The organism is Mucilaginibacter sp. UYCu711, from assembly GCF_050433825.1.
In the GTDB taxonomy this organism is placed as follows: domain Bacteria; phylum Bacteroidota; class Bacteroidia; order Sphingobacteriales; family Sphingobacteriaceae; genus Mucilaginibacter.
Genome location: NZ_JBNPWM010000007.1, coordinates 99,086 through 120,366 on the forward strand (window position 1 = coordinate 99,086; position 21,281 = coordinate 120,366).

At 41.8% G+C, this 21,281-nt stretch carries 26 protein-coding genes and 1 tRNA gene; 9 read left to right on the plus strand and 18 right to left on the minus strand.

Annotated features, from left to right (window positions below; genetic code table 11):
- Positions 1-25: 25 nt before the first annotated feature.
- Positions 26-406, minus strand: a complete 381-nt coding sequence (locus ABIB50_RS15875) for an START-like domain-containing protein (RefSeq protein WP_429381168.1) — start codon at positions 404-406, stop codon at positions 26-28.
- A 168-nt stretch (positions 407-574) separates the two neighbouring features.
- Between ABIB50_RS15875 and ABIB50_RS15880 the strand changes: the two genes are divergently transcribed.
- Positions 575-651: transfer RNA gene (locus tag ABIB50_RS15880), tRNA-Met, on the plus strand.
- Here the strand turns inward: ABIB50_RS15880 and ABIB50_RS15885 are convergent.
- The 15 genes from ABIB50_RS15885 to ABIB50_RS15955 form a co-directional block, all read right to left on the minus strand.
- Entirely contained in the window at positions 608-2,221 is a 1,614-nt protein-coding gene (locus tag ABIB50_RS15885; protein WP_429381543.1) for a recombinase family protein, read from the minus strand. The genes ABIB50_RS15880 and ABIB50_RS15885 overlap by 44 nt on opposite strands.
- Positions 2,222-2,257: 36 nt before the next feature.
- A complete protein-coding gene (locus ABIB50_RS15890) occupies positions 2,258-2,458 on the minus strand; it encodes a hypothetical protein (RefSeq protein WP_348082211.1) in 201 nt (66 codons plus the stop codon).
- 594 nt (positions 2,459-3,052) lie between these two features.
- Positions 3,053-3,442, minus strand: coding sequence for a hypothetical protein (locus tag ABIB50_RS15895; protein WP_348082212.1), 390 nt, complete (start codon positions 3,440-3,442; stop codon positions 3,053-3,055).
- 246 nt (positions 3,443-3,688) lie between these two features.
- Entirely contained in the window at positions 3,689-4,153 is a 465-nt protein-coding gene (locus tag ABIB50_RS15900) for a hypothetical protein (protein ID WP_429381171.1), read from the minus strand.
- Positions 4,154-4,285: 132 nt separating this feature from the next.
- Positions 4,286-4,651: a hypothetical protein gene (locus ABIB50_RS15905; RefSeq protein ID WP_429381173.1), complete on the minus strand. Its 366-nt coding sequence runs from the start codon at positions 4,649-4,651 to the stop codon at positions 4,286-4,288.
- Positions 4,652-4,795: 144 nt separating this feature from the next.
- Entirely contained in the window at positions 4,796-5,074 is a 279-nt protein-coding gene (locus ABIB50_RS15910; protein WP_348082214.1) for a hypothetical protein, read from the minus strand.
- A gap of 55 nt (positions 5,075-5,129) precedes the next feature.
- On the minus strand, positions 5,130-5,588 hold the full coding sequence (locus ABIB50_RS15915) for a PH domain-containing protein (RefSeq protein WP_348082215.1): 459 nt from the start codon (positions 5,586-5,588) through the stop codon (positions 5,130-5,132).
- The gene (locus ABIB50_RS15920; RefSeq protein ID WP_348082216.1) at positions 5,572-6,165 is read right to left on the minus strand and encodes a hypothetical protein; all 594 of its coding nucleotides are present in this window, start codon (positions 6,163-6,165) and stop codon (positions 5,572-5,574) included. The genes ABIB50_RS15915 and ABIB50_RS15920 overlap by 17 nt, the downstream gene beginning before the upstream one ends.
- A gap of 5 nt (positions 6,166-6,170) precedes the next feature.
- Entirely contained in the window at positions 6,171-6,941 is a 771-nt protein-coding gene (locus tag ABIB50_RS15925) for a DUF4099 domain-containing protein (protein WP_429381176.1), read from the minus strand.
- A complete protein-coding gene (locus ABIB50_RS15930; protein ID WP_429381178.1) occupies positions 6,942-8,129 on the minus strand; it encodes a zincin-like metallopeptidase domain-containing protein in 1,188 nt (395 codons plus the stop codon). It abuts the gene before it with no gap.
- Positions 8,083-8,553, minus strand: coding sequence for a M23 family metallopeptidase (locus tag ABIB50_RS15935; RefSeq protein WP_348082797.1), 471 nt, complete (start codon positions 8,551-8,553; stop codon positions 8,083-8,085). The genes ABIB50_RS15930 and ABIB50_RS15935 overlap by 47 nt, the downstream gene beginning before the upstream one ends.
- On the minus strand, positions 8,550-8,957 hold the full coding sequence (locus ABIB50_RS15940) for a hypothetical protein (RefSeq protein ID WP_348082796.1): 408 nt from the start codon (positions 8,955-8,957) through the stop codon (positions 8,550-8,552). The genes ABIB50_RS15935 and ABIB50_RS15940 overlap by 4 nt, the downstream gene beginning before the upstream one ends.
- A gap of 20 nt (positions 8,958-8,977) precedes the next feature.
- Complete coding sequence (locus ABIB50_RS15945; RefSeq protein ID WP_348082795.1) at positions 8,978-9,382, minus strand: hypothetical protein; 405 nt, start codon at positions 9,380-9,382, stop codon at positions 8,978-8,980.
- Between the two features lie 19 nt (positions 9,383-9,401).
- Positions 9,402-9,821: a hypothetical protein gene (locus ABIB50_RS15950; protein WP_348082794.1), complete on the minus strand. Its 420-nt coding sequence runs from the start codon at positions 9,819-9,821 to the stop codon at positions 9,402-9,404.
- The gene (locus ABIB50_RS15955) at positions 9,818-10,717 is read right to left on the minus strand and encodes a type IV secretory system conjugative DNA transfer family protein (protein WP_429381181.1); all 900 of its coding nucleotides are present in this window, start codon (positions 10,715-10,717) and stop codon (positions 9,818-9,820) included. The genes ABIB50_RS15950 and ABIB50_RS15955 overlap by 4 nt, the downstream gene beginning before the upstream one ends.
- A 450-nt stretch (positions 10,718-11,167) precedes the next feature.
- Between ABIB50_RS15955 and ABIB50_RS15960 the strand changes: the two genes are divergently transcribed.
- The 8 genes from ABIB50_RS15960 to ABIB50_RS15995 all read left to right on the plus strand — a co-directional run bounded on the left by ABIB50_RS15960 (position 11,168) and on the right by ABIB50_RS15995 (position 20,165).
- On the plus strand, positions 11,168-11,833 hold the full coding sequence (locus tag ABIB50_RS15960; RefSeq protein WP_348082739.1) for a hypothetical protein: 666 nt from the start codon (positions 11,168-11,170) through the stop codon (positions 11,831-11,833).
- Positions 11,834-12,035: 202 nt separating this feature from the next.
- On the plus strand, positions 12,036-12,566 hold the full coding sequence (locus ABIB50_RS15965) for a hypothetical protein (protein WP_429381183.1): 531 nt from the start codon (positions 12,036-12,038) through the stop codon (positions 12,564-12,566).
- Between the two features lie 11 nt (positions 12,567-12,577).
- Entirely contained in the window at positions 12,578-12,856 is a 279-nt protein-coding gene (locus ABIB50_RS15970) for a helix-turn-helix domain-containing protein (RefSeq protein ID WP_348080991.1), read from the plus strand.
- 27 nt (positions 12,857-12,883) lie between these two features.
- Positions 12,884-13,213, plus strand: a complete 330-nt coding sequence (locus ABIB50_RS15975) for a hypothetical protein (RefSeq protein WP_429381185.1) — start codon at positions 12,884-12,886, stop codon at positions 13,211-13,213.
- Positions 13,214-13,298: 85 nt separating this feature from the next.
- Complete coding sequence (locus ABIB50_RS15980; protein WP_429381544.1) at positions 13,299-13,637, plus strand: DUF6660 family protein; 339 nt, start codon at positions 13,299-13,301, stop codon at positions 13,635-13,637.
- A gap of 73 nt (positions 13,638-13,710) precedes the next feature.
- A complete protein-coding gene (locus ABIB50_RS15985) occupies positions 13,711-18,102 on the plus strand; it encodes a CusA/CzcA family heavy metal efflux RND transporter (protein WP_429381187.1) in 4,392 nt (1,463 codons plus the stop codon).
- Positions 18,103-18,104: 2 nt separating this feature from the next.
- On the plus strand, positions 18,105-19,358 hold the full coding sequence (locus tag ABIB50_RS15990; RefSeq protein WP_429381189.1) for an efflux RND transporter periplasmic adaptor subunit: 1,254 nt from the start codon (positions 18,105-18,107) through the stop codon (positions 19,356-19,358).
- Positions 19,359-19,367: 9 nt separating this feature from the next.
- Entirely contained in the window at positions 19,368-20,165 is a 798-nt protein-coding gene (locus tag ABIB50_RS15995; RefSeq protein ID WP_429381191.1) for a cation transporter, read from the plus strand.
- Positions 20,166-20,216: 51 nt separating this feature from the next.
- Here ABIB50_RS15995 and ABIB50_RS16000 read toward each other — a convergent pair whose 3' ends face one another.
- The gene (locus ABIB50_RS16000) at positions 20,217-20,561 is read right to left on the minus strand and encodes a four-helix bundle copper-binding protein (protein WP_429381193.1); all 345 of its coding nucleotides are present in this window, start codon (positions 20,559-20,561) and stop codon (positions 20,217-20,219) included.
- 97 nt (positions 20,562-20,658) lie between these two features.
- The gene (locus ABIB50_RS16005) at positions 20,659-20,853 is read right to left on the minus strand and encodes a hypothetical protein (RefSeq protein WP_429381195.1); all 195 of its coding nucleotides are present in this window, start codon (positions 20,851-20,853) and stop codon (positions 20,659-20,661) included.
- Between the last annotated feature and the right edge of the window lie 428 nt (positions 20,854-21,281).

Genomic DNA, 21,281 nt, shown 5'->3' on the forward strand with positions numbered 1-21,281 from the left:
CGCAAAATTAGGGAATTTTATCCCTTTATGCACCTAGAACGCTAATTAGGTACTGAATCTGATTGTCCCAGATTAATTTTCTTTCGCCAATGGTTTCTTCGGTGGCAAAATCGGTTACACTTAAAGCAACATCATTGGTTAATTCGTCCTGGATTATCTCCATTTCAAAATAGCATTGCGGCTCATCATCGTCCCACTTAAATTTTACCAGTTTGTTTTCTTTTATAGCTACTAATTTAGCCTTTTGCTGCTCGCCATCCCAGGTAAAAGTATAGATCTGGTCTCGCACACTCACATCATCAGCAAACCATTGGGTAAGCCCATTGGGCTCGTTAAGGAAAGTATATAGTATTCTTGGAGATGATTTTATTTCATACTCAATATTAAACTTCTTCTTCTCAGACATAAGGGGTTTATAATTCAGGCTTAAGCCACAATATTAACATTTTTTCTAAAGGAAACGAATTTATCCTATATTTGCAAACCTTTTTTAAGGGTAAGCCGATGGGGCAGCCCGATGGTGTTCTTTAAAAAAGCAAAACCATAGTCAGAACAAGTTCTGGCAAATATACCCGGCGGGGTAGCTCAGATGGTTAGAGCGTAGGATTCATAACCCTAAGGTCGGCAGTTCGATCCTGCTCCCCGCTACCAAACAGGCGAAAGCGGCAAAATCCAGATTTAATTCTGGTATGCCGCTTTTTTTATTACTCATAAGTTGCTGAAAATAAGTAACATACAAAAACAAAAAATTAATTCGCGGGGTTCGAACTTCTTCTTTTTTCTTACTAAAAGTAATGCCGTCTGGAAACACTAATGACTGAATCTTTTGCTTAACCACATAGTCGCTTAAAACCCACTTTTCAGCCATTTTTGAAGCTATTTCCAACGAAATATCGATGCAATCTCCAAGGTTCGAACTTTTTTTGGAGGCTTTTAAAATCTTACCTTCCAATTCGTCTTTTTCCAAAAGATATTTCTCAGAAAACTTGTTGTATAATTCACTATTAATTTCTTCTTCGATATAACGTTCTTCCAGGCGATTTATCTTTTTCATTAGCTCTTTATATTGATTGGCTAAAGAAACGTAAGCTTCTTCTTCACCTTTAAATAGTTGATTGAAAGTTGCTATAGCTTGTTGACGGATAAGCTGTAGAAAATCGTGATCTAAACTTAATGTAAAGTTATTTAGCAAATTATAAAAAGTCTCATTCAGAGATTTGGCATTCTTGTTGGTATTACAGCCGCGCGTTTTACACTTATAATAATGGATATTTTTTTTGCGCATAAGGTAGCCAGTAAGCGGCTTGCCGCATTCCGCACATTTTGTAAAACGCTTTAAAGGAATGGCTTCATTCTCTTCTTTTAAAGAATATCCATGAGCATTCTGATCTAAAATTCCGTTGACTTTCAAAAAGGTGGCTTTGGAAATCAATTTTTCCTGATTGCCCTCAACGATACGGCCTTCCAGCATATTATGGGCCATTAATCCGCAATAGAATGGATTTCTAAAAATTTCTGATATCCTTTGATGGTTTAATTTTAAACCTTTCTCCAGTAGCTTTCCGCGAATGGCTTCATTTGATAAGTTGTATTGTGATTTCCACTCGTAGGCCTGCCTCAAAAGTTTCCCCTTTTCGTTAACGACTATCTTACGAATACCATTACTGCGCACGATATCAAACCCAAGTGGTGGAGCAGTTGGCCAATCCCCCCTCAGCAGCATTTCTTTTATACCCGCTGTACATTTTTGTTTCCTGAGTTGATTATCAAACTCCCCAAATAAGAAAAGCATTTTTTGTTGCATCTGTCCCGATGCACTAGAGGTGTCAATAGGCTGGGTAACTGAAACTATTTCTATTCCTAACTTTCTGAGTTCGCCGCTTAACCAGATGGAGTTATCATTTCTGGAAAAACGCTCCAAACTGTAAACTAATATGTAAGATACTTTTTCCTTGGCCTTTTTTACAAATGCCAGCATCGCGATGAATTCCTTTCGCTCATCATTTTCGGCACTTTCATATGTTCCGCCAAATTGGGCTAATACTTTATATTTTAGTCTTTCGGCATATTGATTACATCCTTTCAGTTGTGTGCCCAAACTTAAATTATCAGCTTGCTCCCTGCTGCTTACTCTCGTATAAATTACACAGTTTGTACCACGTACTTTACTTGATGTTATTGTCCCTTTCGCAAATGTGTCAAATGGAGTTATTTCAATCATAAGTATGCGCGTTAAAAGATTAGAAAGAAGTTCAATTTACACATTTTCACCCGCTTCTCCAAGATTTTTACTCGAAATATTATTGCAATTGAAGGCAATTTCTGTAATCTTTTTGATGGTGATTATGATGTCCAAAATTTGGTTTTCAGAAAGTTTGGCGAATGCGGAATGGCGCTTAACTTCCTCAACGGTAAGATCTGTCTTACGTAAGACATCTAAGTCCTGAAATTTATTCACCTGTCTTTTAATTATTTTATATGGAGGTGTTGAGACTGTTGTCTTACACTATAATAGGAAGAGGCCCAAATAGACCGGGCATTCTTAAATTCATTAGCAAGTACGTGAAACGGCCTGCAAATTCACATCCCCTTGCCTTAAAGGATTATCGCATCAAGCGACTTCATTAACACAAAACTGGACTACTTTACTACGCTAATTTTCGCCCAACAGCAAAAATCCCATTAAAAACGCCTTTGATGCGATTTCAATGGGGACATCGGAATAATGAAAGGTTTTCCATTTTCCAGTATTGGTGCTGATGTTATTTCGAGCCATCAACAAAATTTCTTTCCAAGCGAGAAATAAAGTTCGTGTGGATAAATTCTTGTTTAGCAAACAAGTGTTTTTCATAACAAAAATAATTTGTAGGTGGGGACTTATATATAAAAGCACATATATCCTAAAAAAGACGCTTATCGGGTTTACCTGCCTCTCCTGCGGCCTTGATTTTTATCCTGGTTAGAATCAATGTGAGGATTAGTGGTATTGTTCCTGATGTTATTATAAATAAATTCAGGCTGGCTGGTTTCTGACATGTCGGTTCCAGCAAGATCAATATGCGGAACCACGCCTGATAATCGCTTTTCCGCCATTCGGCAGCCATTTATTGTTGAACGGGATCTTCCAAACGGACACGTATTTTTTAAGTCGATTATTTTCCCACTCATTTATCAGGGCTTTAAGGAAAAGGGCAGCAATGTATTCATCCTTAGTTTTATAGACCATTGTCTGAGTCCGGTAGTCCTGACCTAAAAGGTTGCCCATTTCTACAACCGACCGCTCATCCCAGGTTTGGAACTCGACTCTCGCAGCATCAAAATTTTTGTGTTCGGCTAATCGTATTATTACTTCGCCGGACAACAATGAGCCATAAAGTGCAATTAAATTCTCTTTTATGATATTGCCCGTTGAATTAAACAAGATCTCTTTTGAAATATCCATAACAGATTGATTGAGGCTGTTATTAGCCGAATAAAGGGAGATAAGTGTAAAAATAAAAGTCCCCAACACTCGCTGCCGGGGACTTTCAACCTAAACCTTATCACAAAAGCGGTAAAGAATATCCGCTCAGATGTTGCAAAATAGGAATAAATAATTTAAACCTGATTAATACGGTAAAATTTGGTGGCTCCCTTCTTGTTAGACTTATGGTAACGTAAATTTGCAATAACTATATGGGTAAATTGCTTATTTATGCCTGCCCCAACCTGCATCGGTCGTATGATCACAACCTTCGGAGCTAACAAACAGGGATTGAATCAAATAGCGATCAACGTCCAATGTTATGGAATAATAGTTTAAGCTGCCATCCATACGGCTTTGCAGCGAATGTAAATAATCCATGCGGCTATCGATTACGTAAAAACTTCCACACAAGGCGTCACAGTAAGGGCAAGCGGCTGCAAAATAGCTTCTTCTGACCGTGTTACTAAATTTATAACCTACCGTCGTTATATTAGCATCATCCTGTCGAAGGGTGACAACGAATTTCTCTATCAAATCTGCGCTTTTTCCTTTGACATGATCTAATGAAATCAGACTATGATAATATTGCCAGGTAGGGTTGTTCCAATTTTTTAGTTGGCGATTGGGAAAAACGATACCAGTCACTGTTTTGATTTTCCGCTGACACTTCCAACAGGTATCGCTCATGATCTCCAGATTAACTGGTTGAGATCCTATTTTAGGACCAACATAAGTAACCTTAGCATTCCAAATATTTGAAAGCCCAACATGGAGGTTTTCAAAATGAATACCATCGAAGGTTATTTTATATTTTTTTTCTCAGCAACAAGTTACCCAAATAAAATTGGGGCAGTGGATCAGCAATTTTTCCGAAATAAAAACACCTGTGTTGCCTAAACGCATTTCTTCAATTTCCTCGTTGATCACTATGAACAGTGTGCCTTCAGCAATGATATCATCCCTTAATATTAATAGTTTCTTTTCCAATCCTGCATTTAGTTCTAAAGAAAGAGGCCACACAAATAAGTTAACCTGCCTCGCCTTACTGTCTCTGAGCGCTAAAAAGGCAGGTCTGTTACCACATAATTCATATCCGTTTGGTTTTTCTTCCTGTACCTTTTGCCAGCTGTCAGGCAGGCTTTTTTGCAGTTCAACTGCTACGAAATCATAAAAATCATCCTTCATTAGTAAAAATTCTTTAGCAAAATGCAAATTCAAATTGTGGAAAAATGTATTGCAAATTCCTTTTATGGGTTTATTTATAATAAGAAAGTCCCAAGGTTTGCAGCCTCGGAACTTTCAATAATATATATACTAAATATCTTAAATTTAATATTGGCGATGAAACGCAGAATTACGCATATACTCATTAAACCAGCGCTGGTATTCCCGGTTGGCGTTTATTCTCCGATTGAGCACGGAACAGCGCCAGGCACACAATCCACAAGCTAAGAATGCTACAGACAAACAGGTAAGTGTTTCCTTCCTGATTTCAACCTTTTCGGCTGCCGTCATTTTATCCCTGGAATATTTCCTTCCAACAGCTCCAAAAAAGGCAAATGTCGAAATCAAACAGGCAAGCAATATGTTTCTTATAATGGCTTTCATGACTTAATTTGTTAATTAAAATCACTAATTAAATTAGTAATTTCCAAGTACTTACTTAATTTAATTCGTAAATATTATTGTTTTTTCGTGCTTCTAACACCCTATCCCGAATAGTATCCGTAATAGCAGATTCAGGGATTCCCTGCAATTGTATAACCGAATTTTCAGGGTCGGTGCTTTTTAAGGTCAGGTACATCAGTTTGAATATCTGTAGCATAAAAGATTGGGTGATAATGTAATCCTTCACCCTGAACATTTCCAGCTGATCGATACGCTTAAAGAAGATACCGCTCGTCATCCTGATATATTCATGGGTGATCAGGTATTGAAAACTACGGATGTATAATAACCTGTACCAGGCGAAAGCGCACACCACCAGGCTGAATAAAATAAAATACGGGGACAGCCACCAGGCCAGCAAAAGAAAGGTGATGGCCAGTATAATTAGCGGCAAGGCTTTCAGTAATGCGTACAGCATTGCCGGTCTTAATAGAATTTCATCGTTCTGCGTCATGTGTTAATTGATCTAAAAAAGTTAATGAATGAACCGGTTTACCTGTTCGAAACCGTGGGCGAATGCTAAAGGCTTCCTGAAAAGCGTGGAGCGAGATCTGTTCATTGTGAAAAACATGCAACAAGTTATCCCGGTAGATCATCACCTCATTTCCAGAATGAAATATTCTAATAGCGATATTTTTTATACCGGCCGTTAATTTAATATCGGTGATATGCCCAATGAGGTCTTTACCGAATACCAGGCTAAACCTCCTTCCTTGAAAATTCTGCCTGATCCAGTCCGCCTGCTCTATATAGAACCTGTTGCCAATAGCAATAAAAGCCAGTTGTTCCAGCCTGGGATACCTGTGCCTGTTTAGTGTGATAAAGGCCATCGCCTCCATTGCCGAATAAGTAATGATAACATGGCTTGCCTGCTGACTTCCAGCCACCCAAAGGTTTTGTGTGGAAGGAACCGTGTGAAAACCTTCGCCGTAATGTTCCTGCTGGTCGCCATAGTTAAAGGAAAGAGCGGCAGGGGGATTGAAAAAGGCTTGGATCTCCGAGGAAATGCCAAGCTTTGTTAAAATATCCATCAGTGTTACCTGCCTTTGCGAGTTTGAGATTGTTCAAACTGATGCGGCTTAAATCCATACTGGTTCTCAATATCCTTGAGCGCCTGGTAATAACCGGGGCTTAGCTTTTCAGCAGTTTTAGGCTCATGCTTTTTATTAAACATGGCGTTCAGTCCTTTATACACCATATAGGATAGCCCGCCATCGATCAAAATAGAGGCCACGAGCGCCAGTTTATTCGAGCGGATGCCATGGTGATCGGTGCCGGAGTAATTGAGTTTTGTACCATCGGTTAGCTGCACCTCTTTTCCTTTACGGTAATTTTCTTTTTGTGCAGGCGTCAGGAATTCATTATTCACCATATCCGGGACTAAGATCTTTTCGGTGTCCGAAACAATATATTCCTTTGTTTCCGGATCATATTCGACCAGCATCTCTTTTTTGGTGCCGTGATCATCAAGTGTTATCTTTAACAAACTGGCTACTTCGCCTTTTCGTAGCTGCGTGGCCTCTGTTTCATTCAAGAAATCTGGGGTTGGCGCTTTGCGGTATATCGGGTGAATAAGCAGATCCAGTTTGCCGTATTCATTGGGCTTCAGAGAGATCTTCGCGTTGATGGATTTGATCTTGATGTTATCGGTTTCCAGATCCCGCAATTCGAGTAATGAAGTCCGGCGACCTGAAAGCAAAGCTTTCAGGTCATCGACATTAAACAGGAGTTGACCGCCAGCGGCCAGCCCGATGGTTTCCAGATCCTTGATCGGGAGATCATCTTCATGAAAATTAACGAGGTTCATCTATCGTCCTATTTTATGGCTTTGTCCCTGCTCCTCGGCCTGCCCCTGTTCCTGTCCTTCTTCAAGTACCAGGTCCGGTTCTCGGGGATTGGCTTTTGCCTCCAACAGAGATTTATAGAGGCCAAAATCCGGTTTCAAAACCTTTCGGCTTCCATCGCCATCCTCTACCTTAATACTTTTGTCTTTACGGGTCTCCAAAACCTTGTACGTGGTATCCAAATAGGCGATCTCGTCACCTTTCTTGAAGGTTACCGCTTCCGGGGCCTGCTTTTGTTCCCGCTTCTGAGATACACCTAACAACAGGTTGGCAATTTTTTGCGCATCCCTGGATGCTTTAGCGATCTCAAACGGTTCATCTTTTAAGAGCTTGGCGAAATTGCTCATATAGGCAGCCTGCTGGCCGAAGTTATGGCCGATCTTTAATTCGCCGCCGATCAGGATACCTGCAATGGCCGACCGCATTTCTTCACGGGAATAATCCAAAGAAGCAAATTTGCCTTCCATCGGACGGTTCAGGCGGCTTTCGTGTCCCGACCAGTGTGCCAGTTGGTGTATGGCAGCCTGCAGGTATTTGGTTTCATTCTCAAATTGTTCGGGTTCCGGCAGAAAAATAGCATCCCGTTTTTTGTCATAATAGGCCTCCTGGCCGCCATGAATGATCACCGCCTTGCTATCTTCGATCAGTTTTGCTGCCCGCTCCAGCGGAGAAAGCGTTTGGCCCTCTTCCTGTTTCGCCAAATACTCCTGCAAGGGAACGATATCCTTCATTTGTTCCGCATTGAACAAAAAGGATTTGGCCTGCTGCGGCTTTTCAAACTCAACTGTTTTGGTCTGGGTGACGCCAGCATCATCTTTGATCACCTTACCTTCCGCCGTACGGATCGCTTGAATATCACTTGTTTTTGGAAACTCGATCAACGTACCTTTTTCTCCTTCCTTTACCCAGTTACCGGCATACCGGGCAGCATCAGCTGACATCCAGCGCGGGTCATCGTGACGCTGCATACCGAGGACCAGGGCATTCATGGCGCTATATCCTTTTCCGGTGGTGGGATTGATCGGTTTAACGAAGGCGGGCATACCATTTTCTTTAACCGGTTTTTGAAACAGGGAATTTCCCTCTTTGATCTCCGCTATCAGCTTATTCGCAAGCTGAATGGGAAGTGCTTTGAAATTTTTGTCGTTCATTTTCTTGTTTTTTTAGCAGTTCATATAAAAATTTAATTGGATTGATGTATTTGTGTTTGTAGCAAATGCTGAAGTGCAAATGCTCGCCGGTAACTCTTCCAGATGAACCGGAGATGGCGATAGCTTCACCGGCTGCCACATGGTCTTGAGGCCTAACCAATAGCGCGCTGAGGTGACCATAAACTGATTCCAGTTCACCGCCATGATACAGGCGAATGTTAATACCGAGCTTACGATCATAGCCGACAGATCTTACTTCGCCATCAAGGATGGCAAATACGGTATCATGGCGAGCTTTAAAGTCAACACCGGCATGCATGGCATATTTGCCCGTAATGGGATGAATGCGGTAACCGAAATCAGAATTTATTACCAGGTGTTTAAGGGGGAGGCAGACCAGGCAAAAGCTGATCAGTATTTTCATCGGCCATAGGATTTGGCTAATTCCTGTTTAGGCGTTTGACTGATAGCATCCAATACCCGTTCCTGTACACCAGGATGGTCATTGGCAATGGCCAAAGCTGAATATAAGGCCTGTGATGTACCCCTGTCCTGTAACAGCATAATTTTATACATGGCCTTAAAATCATCAAGGGGCATAGCCGAGCCGTTGTTGGTCAGGTCATCAAAGACCTGTTGCTTATCTTTAAGCATCATGACCTGCCGCGCAGGATAAAAGGCTTCGCCTCCTTCGGGAAACCGTACATAGTTTTCAGTTTCTGAGCGGGCATAAGTCAGGACACCGATCTGCCCTTTTTTTTGACCGGTATCATTTTCAAGATCCGGCTGCACCAAAACAAGCGTTCCGGCTAAAGTTTGATTTTCCATAATATTTAATTTTTAAGATTTTATCTTCCTATTTTTCGCTTGTGATCGGGATCGATAACCTCATTCAACCGAATGGTAGCCAGCCGATGGAGTTCGGGGTCGTCCTGCAAAAAGGTAAAGGCGCTTTTCAGGTCGCTATACGATCCCGATGCTCGAAGCAAGGCAAGGGATCGCAGATTTTTAATGACGTGGTCCCCAAAAACAGCCTGATGAGTATCAGCCAATTCATTAATTTCCTCCGCATTTTTAAGCACAAATAAGGTTTTGGAACTAAAAGAGTCTACTTCCTCATCCTCGAATCTTACCCAAATGTTGTCGTTTGGAAGGTCTGTAAATTCGATGATGCCGATTTTACCGGCATAGTCAGATATCCACAGTACCGGGCTAATCATGACCGTTAAGCCTATAGTATCTTCGTCTTTCATGATGATCCTTTAAAATTATTTACCTTCCCCGTTTATAGCTCTGGTCGAGGCCGAGGGTTTCCTCCAGTGATACCATCGCCGATGCGATCACATCCGGGTTCCTTTGCGCGATCTCCATCGCCGTCCGTTGTTGCTTTGTCGTGCCGTAATCCAATAAGAGGGCGATGTTTTTCAGGTCCTTGAATGTCGACGGGGCCAGTTTCATGACATCCTGCTTCAGGTTTTGATAGATCTGATCGGAGGGCTTGAACAGCAATAAGGCATCGGCAGCATATAAGCCAACCTCCTTGTCATCAAAGCCAACATAAAATTCATCGCTATTAAGGATAGCTGCAGTTATCAAACCGATTTGCCCCTGCTTGGCCACAGGGTCATCTTTCAATTGCGGATGCACCAGAACAAAATCCGGTAGTTGCACCTGGTTGTTGTTTTCGCTCATTTCTTCATTGTTGCTTTAACGGGTATGTTTGGCGAAGCTGGCCTGAAGGCCAACACCATTTCTTGTATCTCCTGGCTGATATGGTCAAAGTTCTGGCGGAGTTTTTCGTCCAGTTTCCCGCCGAAATCATAAAAGGCGGGTAAAGGTTTATAACCCTTTTCTTCGCGCCTGATGGCTTCCATATCCAGATTGATCCGGCAGTTAACTGCGGATGTTTCAAACTGTCCCGTAAATTTCTCCTGTGCATCAGCGGCGATCACACCAACCATTTCGCCCGAATTAAGCGAAGCTATTTTACCTGCGGGAATGAGTGCTTCCAGCTTTTCGTTCAGCGATGTAGATGTTTTATTGCGGTCGATGGATAAGCTTTCACCCATCTGTTTGGATTTACCAAATAGCCGTTCCAGCCATTCCAACGTATCCTTATTCCTGACAGAGCCGGATATCACGGTGCCGACAACCGCCGTGATGGTTGCAGCGGTATCTTTCCCGTACTGTTGGTTAAATTGCGGCAATTCCTGCAATCCCATCAATACTGCCACCTTGTTAGACCTTGCCGTAGCTATTAAATTTTCTACCCGGTGGACAAATAAGGTCGGCACCTCATCCACGATCAGCGCGGAAGGCAGATTGCCTTTGGTGTTGATCAGTTTGGTCAGGCGGTTGATAATGATGGAATAACAGGCCGAGTTGATGTTTTGGGTGTTGGGGTCGTTGGCTAATACCAACATTCCAGGGTTTTCCTTAGCAGATATCTTCAGATCGAAATCATTGCCTGAAAAAACCCAGTACGTTTCTTTTGTCGCCAATCGGCTGATAAATACCTTCAATGTACCGATCTGCCCCTCTAACTGGTCAAACGCTTTGGCATGGTAGGCCGTCTCTTGCAAACCCAACGACAGCTCCGGGATTGATTTTAGCTGCGCTTTTTACCCGTTTCGACTGAAAAAATTATTGATTTAATTAAAAAATGCCATTGGAGCCATAGGCAATCAGTGTTTCAAAAGACATGGAGAAAGGAACTCAAGCTTTGAGATATGTGACGGCTCAAAAGAAAATAAATGGTGTTAAAAAGGGAGGTGGTGTGGGGGGAAGCATCAGGGATTGGAAGCGTATCCTTCGATAGAAGATATAGCGGAAAGCCCGCCCGAAGGGGATGCCATGAGAAAAAAAGCAGGATGCTATTTGGTATTCCGAGGCATTAGCCATAACATTATCAAAAAGGTGTGTTAAGCGTGCCGGGTAGTGTTTAGCTAAATTGGAGAATATTGGTTATATTGATCAGAACTATATTGGTTGGTAGCTTATCCTTTTTTTTGCAATTTTGTAATACAAAGTCCATTAAAATGTCGGGAACCAACAAATTACCACTCAATTTATATGCCGAAGCTTTTGGTCAGTATGCGATGGTACAGCCAAATACTTTTGATATCAGGTCAAAGGACGGCCAAATGCTTGTACAGTTTGGAGGTAATGTTTACCAGGTATCTCATTTCAACGATCTAATGGCGACCTATAAAAGCTATTTCGACATCGATCATAGTTTGATCTATATTGAACTACCGGCTGCAATCTGGAACATTTTTGTAGCCGAAAAAATTGTGATCGACCCGGATAATTTTATCATCGACCTGTACCGCGCCTGGGAAATGATATGGGACAAACAGCTGGCCATTTATGATAATCCGCAAAAATATGATTATGACAAGCAACAATCGTATGCGGATTTCAAACACCTGACCTATGAAATCCATAAGCATCGCTGGGAAGAAGTATTCGATATTGCTCAGATTGATCCAGTTATACTTTTTCCGGCCCTTGCAATGGCAATCAAAGGTCAATATAGGAATGAACTGGTATTTTATAGGGAATGCGTTTCGCTAATGACAAGTGAGTACCATGATCAAATTGGCAACGGGTTTGTTTTCGAGCAGGTTAATCTGCTTCAAACGGATGATAAGAGGGAAATATTTTTTATTTACAGCGTAGACGAGCAGTTTATAACAGTTTAATCTTTGCAGTCGTTATTCAAGATGGGAATCATAGAATGGCTTTTTTTGTTAATTATCATCATATTTGGTTACAAACAATACCAAAAACAGGAATACTGGCTTGACCGGAAAATTGCCGGATTGATCAGACTGATCAAATCAAAGTTATCCTAAAAGATTGCTTTAAGGATCTTAAAAAATAAAATTGTAAATTAACTTATAAGTGAATATCTTTGCATTAGAAGTTTGGGATGATGAAGGAAAAAAGTGTACGTTTTATACGATACGCTGGGAAGATGCAGCGGACAATGAAACTGACAAGTTCTTTAATAAGTATGATGCTATCCTGGAATTGAAACTGGCTACACAGCAGCTGTTGAGTTTTGTGCTGGATAGCGTAGGTGATGACCACGGGGCGATTGACGCTTTGTTCAACCGTCCGGAGAATGAGGTTACGGGTTTGCCGAATACCGGCAAGGTAAAAATACAGCAATTACTATTTGCTTATCCCAACTTTCCGCTCCGTCTTTACGCTTTGAGGGTCAACAACCGTAATGATATCGTGGTACTGTTCAATGGCGGCATAAAATCTGCATGGACAAACCAGGAAAGCAAGGACATCCATTTTAAATGGATAGAAGCCTGCCGGTTTGCAAAACGCATAGAAGAAGCGTTAAGGGATGGTGAAATCATCATAGATGGAGATAACAGGCGGATGCTGTCCGCAGCTAAAGACGTAGAAATACTATTATAAATTGCAAGCTAATGAGAAGTAAAGTTGCACAAAGGATACAGGATGAAACGCCAGAAGAGGTGCGCATTTTTGTACGGCAGTATACCGATATCGTAGTCAGGATCAATGAACTGCTCCAGGAAAAGGGTTACACACAAAAAGACCTGGCAGTAAAAATGAATAAAAAGCCTTCCGAGATCAATAAGTGGCTGAAAGGGAACCATAACCTGACCCTTAAAACACTGGCTAAACTAGAAGCAGAACTGGGCGCACCGTTGATCTATACATCGCGTGAACTTTCCCACGTTTAATACCGACATTTTTTTTATATAAATGATATGATGCAGGAAGTTTTTAATGAACATTACCTTATCGGTAATGACACGTTCAAAGTAGTATTTCTAATCAAAGAAGGAGATAAACTGGATGGCGGCATGATGCCCTATCATGTTTTTGAAATTCAAAAGTTACCGGAAAGCGTGAAGTACCTGTTCCATAAAGGAGAAGTTGGAATTGGCGGAAAATATGGTTTGATAAAGGTCGACCCCAAACAGGAACTTACTTGGTCAGCGGATGTACACAGGGAACTCATCAATAAGATCTCTAATCAGAAAATTCCATCCAGTTTCTACATAAGACCCGAATTACAGTCCCGTTTTATAGATTAATGAATAATTTAAATTATTCAGTTCAAAAACGCAGGTTATGCCCCAAGCAGCTGAGTCAAAGCAATATCTGTCACCGCTAAAAACTATGGTTTTAATTTTTTACTTTTGCAGCGTGAAAATTCTTTGCCTGATATTATCCATTTACGTGGTGCTTCTTTCTTTGAAGCCGTGTTGTGCGGATAAGGACTGCCAGGCGATGAATTTGCAAAAAGTCAATTCCGAAAAGCAATCCCATAAAAAGGAGTGTACCGGCTGTTCCCCTTTTTTTACATGCGGCTCTTGTGTCGGCTTCATTATCAGCAAACCATTCCTCTTTACTTCCTCCCTAATAAAGGATAATCCAATAAAAAGTTACATCCCCTACGAGCAGCCCGCTACAAAAGAAATCACGCTTACTATCTGGCAACCGCCCAAAATAGGTTAATTACATTCCTCGTATTTTTTTTGAACAAGAAGGCTAAGGCCATCCTGTCTTATTTGTAATTAACTAAAATTTCATGTTTGATAGAATCATAGCGTTCTCCATTGGGAACAAACTGGTTATCGGTGCATTAATGCTATTGCTGATTGGCGTAGGTATTTACTCTGTAACTCAACTACCCATTGATGCTCAGCCTGACATTACCAATAACCAGGTACAGATCATTACCCAAGCCCCTAATTTGGGTGCGCAGGAAGTGGAGCAATTTATTACTTCCCCAATAGAGCTGTCCCTCGCCAATATCCCTAAGATCATTGAAAAAAGGTCTATTTCCCGTTCCGGGTTATCGGTGATAACCATAGTATTTGAGGACGATGCGGATATTTATTGGGCAAGGCAGCAAATCAGTGAACAATTGAAAGAAGCCGAATCGCATATCCCGGAAGGTTCAGGCACCCCCGAACTGGCACCGATCACCACCGGATTAGGGGAAATTTACCAGTATGTAATCCATACCAAACCCGGTTATGAAAACAAATATACGCCAACAGATTTGCGCACGATACAGGACTGGATCGTTAAAAGACAGCTTACGGGAACACCCGGTATTGCAGAAGTGAGCGGATGGGGAGGTTATATCAAACAATACGAGATTGCCGTTAATGATGAAAAGCTGAACAGCTTAAATATTACCATAGCGGATATTTACACTTCCTTAAAAAAGAACAACCAGAATACCGGAGGCTCTTATATCGAACAAAAAAGCAATGCCTATTTTATTCGTGGCCTCGGCCAGGTAACTTCGTTATCCGACATCGAGCAGATCGTTGTTAAAAACAACGGAAATGCGCCGGTATTAATTCGTGACGTTGCTTCGGTGCAATTTGGAGGGGCGACCCGTTATGGTGCCGTGATCAGGAACGGAACGGGTGAAGTTGTTGCCGGAGTTGTCCTGATGCTGAAAGGTGAAAACTTCAGTCAGGTTATTAAAAATGTTAAAACCCGGATGGCGCAAATACAAAAGTCATTGCCGGAAGGCGTAGTTATTGAGCCATTTATTAACCGGACGGAACTGGTTGGCAGGGCGATTGGTACGGTAGAAACCAACCTGATTGAAGGGGGCTTGATCGTCATCTTTGTTTTGGTGCTGTTGCTGGGTAATTGGCGGGCGGGATTAGTGGTCGCTTCGGTCATCCCGTTGGCTATGCTGTTTGCTATTACTCTGATGCGTTTATTTGGTGTTTCGGGTAATTTAATGAGCCTGGGCGCAATCGATTTTGGGTTGATCGTTGACGGCGCGGTCATTATAGTGGAAGCCATTGTGCACCGTATTTCGGGGAGCGGACTCTTTCACAATACCGAAGAACTTAGTAAACAGCAGATGGACGAAGAAGTTTATCAGGCTTCATCGAAGATCAGGGATAGCGCCGCTTTTGGTGAAATTATTATTTTGATCGTTTATCTGCCAATTCTTGCGCTTGCTGGCATTGAAGGTAAAATGTTCAAGCCAATGGCCGAAACGGTAGCATTTGCCATATTGGGGGCGTTCCTATTGTCTTTTACCTATGTGCCTATGATCAGCGCGTTGGTACTAAGCAAAAAAACGGTACACAAACGGAATATCTCTGACCGTATCATATCGTTTCTCCAAAAACTTTATACGCCCGTTCTCCGGTTGGTGCTCAAAGCAAAGGTACTTACGGTAGTAATCTCCATCGTGTTGCTTGCTTTTTCACTTTGGGTTTTCTCCGGTTTAGGCGGTGAATTTATTCCAACCCTCGAAGAAGGCGATTTGACCGTAGAAATCAGTATGATGCAGGGGACATCGCTTACCCAGGTCATTGAAACCTTTGGCAAAGCCGAAAAGTTATTAAAAAGCCAATTTCCGGAAATTAAGCAGGTCGTAACACGGATCGGGAGTGCTGAAATACCTACAGACCCCATGCCTTTAGAAAAAGCGGATATGATGTTGGCCATGAAACCAAAAGAACAATGGACGAGCGCGACAAGCCGGAAGGAGATCATGGAGAAGATGGAAACCGCGCTTAAAAATATTCCCGGCATCCAGGTAGAAATTACCCAGCCGATGCAAATGCGCTTCAATGAACTGATGACCGGTATCCGCCAGGACGTGGCCATCAAAATATTTGGTGAAGACCTGAACGTTTTAGCTGTGCAGGCTGACAAAGTTGCAGACCTGATCAAAAACGTCAAAGGCGTAACCGCCATTAACGTGGAAAAAGTAACGGGCCTTCCTCAAATCGTGGTCGCTTATGACCGGCAAAAGATTGCGCAATACGGTTTAAATATAGAGGATATCAATATGGTTTTAAGTACCGCATTCGCCGGACGGGTTGCCGGTGTGGTGTACGAGGGCGATAAACGTTTTGATATGGTGATCCGTTTAAAGCAGCAATCGCGTGAAAATATCAGCAACATTGAAAGCCTGTATATAGAGCTTCCATCGGGTAGCCGGGTCCCCTTGAGCCAGGTTGCTAAGGTGGAACTTAAAGAAGCACCCGGCCAAATCAGCCGGGAAGACGGCAAACGCCGTATTTATGTGGGGTTTAATGTTAAAGACCGCGATGTAGAAAGTACAGTAACTGAAATTCAGCAAATTTTATCACAAAAGCTAAAATTGCTTCCCGGTTATTATACCACTTACGGAGGGCAGTTCCAAAACCTACAGGAAGCAAAAAAACGCCTTTCTGTCGCAGTGCCTATAGCATTATTGCTTATCCTGATTCTTTTATATTTTACCTTTCGCTCCTTCAAACAAACCTTACTGATCTTCTCAGCTGTACCTTTATCTGCCATCGGCGGTATTTTCGCCTTATGGCTACGGGACATGCCTTTCAGCATATCAGCGGGTGTCGGTTTTATCGCCTTATTCGGGGTGGCTGTTTTAAATGGCATCGTGCTGATCGGGTATTTTAACCAGCTTAAAAGCGAGGGCATTACTAATATTTATGAAAGGGTGAAAAAAGGAACGGAAGTCCGGTTAAGGCCTGTTATCATGACCGCTTCGGTAGCTTCATTGGGTTTTCTACCGATGGCGCTCTCTACTCATGCGGGGTCGGAAGTACAAAGGCCGCTGGCGACTGTAGTCATCGGGGGTTTGTTATCTGCAGCGCTGTTAACACTTTTGGTACTGCCGGTATTGTATATACTTTTTTCTGCTAAAGACGACGACACCGCTAATAAACGTAAACTTGCGTTAAATAAAATCACTATAATTTTATTAATGATAAGCGCAGGCTTATTCAGCCAGAACACAGCTAAAGCGCAGGCAACAAAACCGCTGACTTTAGACGAATGTATCGCGGTAGCCTTAAAGAACAATCCACAGGCCATCAGGTCAGGTCTGGAAATTGAGCAAAGCAAGGCCTTACAAGGTACAGGCTTTGACCCGGCTAAAACAAACCTGACGCTCACGCAGGACCCCACATCAGGCGGTAATATTGATAACAGTATCGGCATATCACAAAACTTCAGTTTCCCATCCGTATATACCGCACAAAAAAATGTATTGAAACAGCAAACAGTGGTTAGCGAACGGGCAAAAAGGATAACGCAAAATGATTTGATCAGGGATGTCAAAATCGCATATAGCGATTTGGTTTACGGGCAGGAAAAAGTAAAGCGGTTAAACAGCCAAGATAGTCTGTATAAAGAGTTTGTAGACAGGGCGACCCTGCGCTACAAGACCGGGGAAACTTCCTATCTGGAAGAGTTATCAGCTATAAATTCTTTTAAAGAGATCGAGGTAAAAAAACAGCAGGCCGAAGCAGATGTAGAAATTTACCGACAAGAACTACAGGCCTTATTAAATACGACAAGCCCTTTAAGTATCGCAGATAGCAGGCTTAATAAATTGCCCTTTGTCATACCATTAGATACCGCAGCTACAATGCAAAACCCGCAAAATGGTTTTTATAAGGAAAGGATTGCTTTATCGGATGCGCAGGTTAATGTGGAAAATAAGAAACTGCTGCCTGATCTGACCTTAGGCTACAGTAACCAATTACTGATCAAGTCTTTTAATCCGGCAGGTATTCAACGTGATTATTTTCCTGGTACCCGTATTGCAGGTTTTCAGGTAGGGGTCGGTGTCCCGTTGTTTTTCGGGGCACAAAAGTCCCGTATTCAGGCAGCCAAGTTTAACCGGCAGATCGCGCAGGCTGATTTTAACCAGGCCGGTATCCAATTAAAGAAACAGTATAATCAGCAATTGCAGGAATACCTGAAATTCAGTAAAGCGGTCGCCTACTATGAAAGTTCCGGGCTTGATCAGGCCAGCGAACAAACACGAATCGCTCAGTTCGCTTACAGCAAAGGAGAGATCGGCTATGTAGAATTTATTCAAAACACCACGCAGGCCAATACTATCAGGCTGCAATATCTGGAGACGCTCCGGGACTATAACCGAACCATTACTAAGTTAACTTACCTAACAGGAGGAAAATAAGGATGATCCATCAAATATATAATATTAAAACCTGCTATCTTTTATTGGTCTTTGGGCTATTATTGATTACGGCATGTAGTCAGACAAAAAAGGATAATACCCAGGACACCAAATCAGAAACAGCAAAACGCGTTGACGGTATTCCATTAACCGAAAGCCAAATGAAAGCGGTAGGTATAACATTAGGTACCATTGAAGAAAAAAACCTCAAAGCCATTGTAAAAGCCAACGGCCAATTGGAAGTACCGCCTCAAAATAAAGCTGAGGTAACGCTTTTAACCGGCGGTATTGTAAAAAATATAACAGTCCTTGAAGGTTCGGTTGCGCGGAAAGGCCAGGTATTGGCTACCATCGAAAATGCCCAACTGGTGCAGCTTCAACAGGATTACCTGACGGCTAAAAGCAGCCTGGGATATGCTAAACAGGAGTATAACCGCCAAATGGAACTAAAGGCACAAAATGCAGGGACAGGAAAAATTTATCAGCAAGCTGAGGCCAACTATACAGCCGAACAGGCAAAGACGGCCTCTATTGCACGACAGTTAAGACAATTAGGCATCCACCCGGAAAATGTGGACGAGGGACATATCAGCAATCAAATAGCAATAACCGCACCCATCAGTGGAACGATTGGTAAAATCAATATAGAGACAGGCTCCTTTGCCGAACCCTCAAAACCATTAATGAATATTGTCGATAATTCAAAAGTACATTGCGACCTGCTGGTTTATGAAAAAGACCTGTTTAAAGTCCATAAAGGGCAGTCGGTTAGCTTTATGCTGACCAATCAGGATAACCGGGAAATCACCGGGAAAATTTACGGCATCAATCAATCCTTTGAAAATGAAAGCAAGGGCATTATCCTGCATGCCATTATCCAAAACCCCTCAAAATATAACCTGATAGAAGGTATGTATGTGTCAGCTTCCATCGATGTAGGCAACCAAATGGTGACCGCTGTACCGACTGATGCCATAATCAAAGTAGGCGGTAAGGAATACATTTATTACCTTAAAAAAATCATTGCACCTCAAAAAGCTGAAGAAAAGAAAGGGGATAAAGACGGCGATAAAGATGGAGATAAGTCATTCGGTAAAACTTATTTGTTTGATAAGGCAGAAATCGTTTCCGGCGTTTCAGACCTGGGTTATACGGAAATTAAATTGATAGAAGAACTGCCGGCAAAAACACAAATCGTGATCAAAGGTGCTTTTTATATCCTGTCTTCCGTATCAGGGAGTAAAGATTCGGATTAAATTTTTACGATGAATAAGAGCGTTTTTAAAATTCCTAAAATGGATTGTTCTGCGGAAGAACAATTGATTAAAATGAAGCTGGAAGGTATCAGTTCTATCAAACAAATGGATTTTGATATACCAGGCAGATCATTGACCATTTTTCACGAAGCGGGTGGCAGTTCAATTGAATACTCTTTAGCCGAATTAAAATTAGGAGCCAAATTATCTTCAACCGGGCCAGTCAATGATTTTCAGGCTAAAGAAAAAGACAAGGGAGAACGGAAATTATTAATAATTGTATTCCTCATTAATGCTGGTTTATTCTTTTTTGAAATGTTGTTCGGCTTTCTGTCCCATTCTATGGGATTGGTGGCAGATTCCCTTGATATGCTGGCGGACGCTTTTGTGTTTGGGCTAAGCCTAATGGTAATTGGAGCGGCATTGGCAAAAAAACAACGGGTAGCCATATTTAGTGGTTACTTTCAACTGATTTTAGCCCTGTTAGGTTTTGCCGAAGTGATTAGACGGTTTATCGGTCATGAGACCCTGCCGGATTTTATGACGATGATCATTGTGTCGGGAATTGCCTTCGCTGGTAATGTTACGACATTGCTCCTGCTCAAAAAGCAAAATAGCCAGGAAGTGCATATTAAAGCCAGCTGGATTTTTACCTCTAATGACCTGCTTGCGAATTTAGGGACACTGATCGCAGGGATCATTATTCATTTCACTAAGTCCAGCCTGCCGGATCTGATTTTTGGAACGGTGATATTTTTTATGGTGATGAAAGGCGCATTGAGAATTTTAAGCCTGTCTAAAAATTAACAGAACAAAAATATCCTTGTTTATTGCAAAGGGTATCTCAGTTCATAATTATCAGTCCTGCGTAATCATTTCATGGTGGGCATGGCAAGCCTCAGCACATTCAATACAAAAGGCGGCACAGTCTTTGCAATGTTTTGCTTCATGTTTACTGCACTCATCTGCACACATGCGGCAAATCTCCTCACAAATTAATAAAAACTGGTGACCTATATCTGAGCCCCTTTTTAATAGGCGGGCGGCCTGAAAACATAGATCCGAGCAATCGCGGTCTAAACTGATACAACGTGCCATCATTTTTACATCTTCTTCTCCCAGACAGGCCGTTGCACAATTTTCGCAAGTTAAGGCGCAATCCAATAATTTTTGAATGAGCACCTGGTGGTTATGGTTTTCCATTGGTAAGTTTTCTTTAGTGAACAGAACAAAAGTCTTTAAGTTTCAATTAGAACAAAAAAAGCCGGAGAGTGATCCCCGGCTTAACTATTTTATGCATTTACATAGCACATTTGGTTTTGCATTCGCCCGATGCCTTGCAGCTTTTACTGCAATAATCCAGGCAATTTGGTTTGGTGCAGGACTTCATGCATTTGCTGCAATGTATTTTATTGTTGCAGCAAGGGCTTTGGGCATAGGTAAATGATATAGCTGATAATAAGATCACCATAGTGATCATGATAAAACGTTTCATGATTTGTTGATTAAATGTTTAATAATTAATGAATAAAACAATAGCCTGTTACAGGCAGGTATTTCATTATTAAACTTTGGGCGGATGCCAGCCTACAGGCGAATAGTTAGACAGCTGACCTGCCTGATATGTAAAAAATCGGCGGTTATTAAGTAAAGTAGTTTTCGGACAAACGGATAACGGCTGTACGATTACAAATCCGCAAAGACTACAAGATAGCATCATATTACAAATCCCTTTTTCGCAGCCTTTTTGACTGTTGCCTTTTTGTTCTTGACAGTATTTCGCATGTTTCCAACAGCAATTATCCCTTTGCATAGTATTATCCATCTCTGCAAAGAAGGACAGGAATATGATACAGGATAACAGGAAAATGGCTAAAAATTTCATGAATTTGAACTGGTTTTACAAGACGAATATATGCCGGA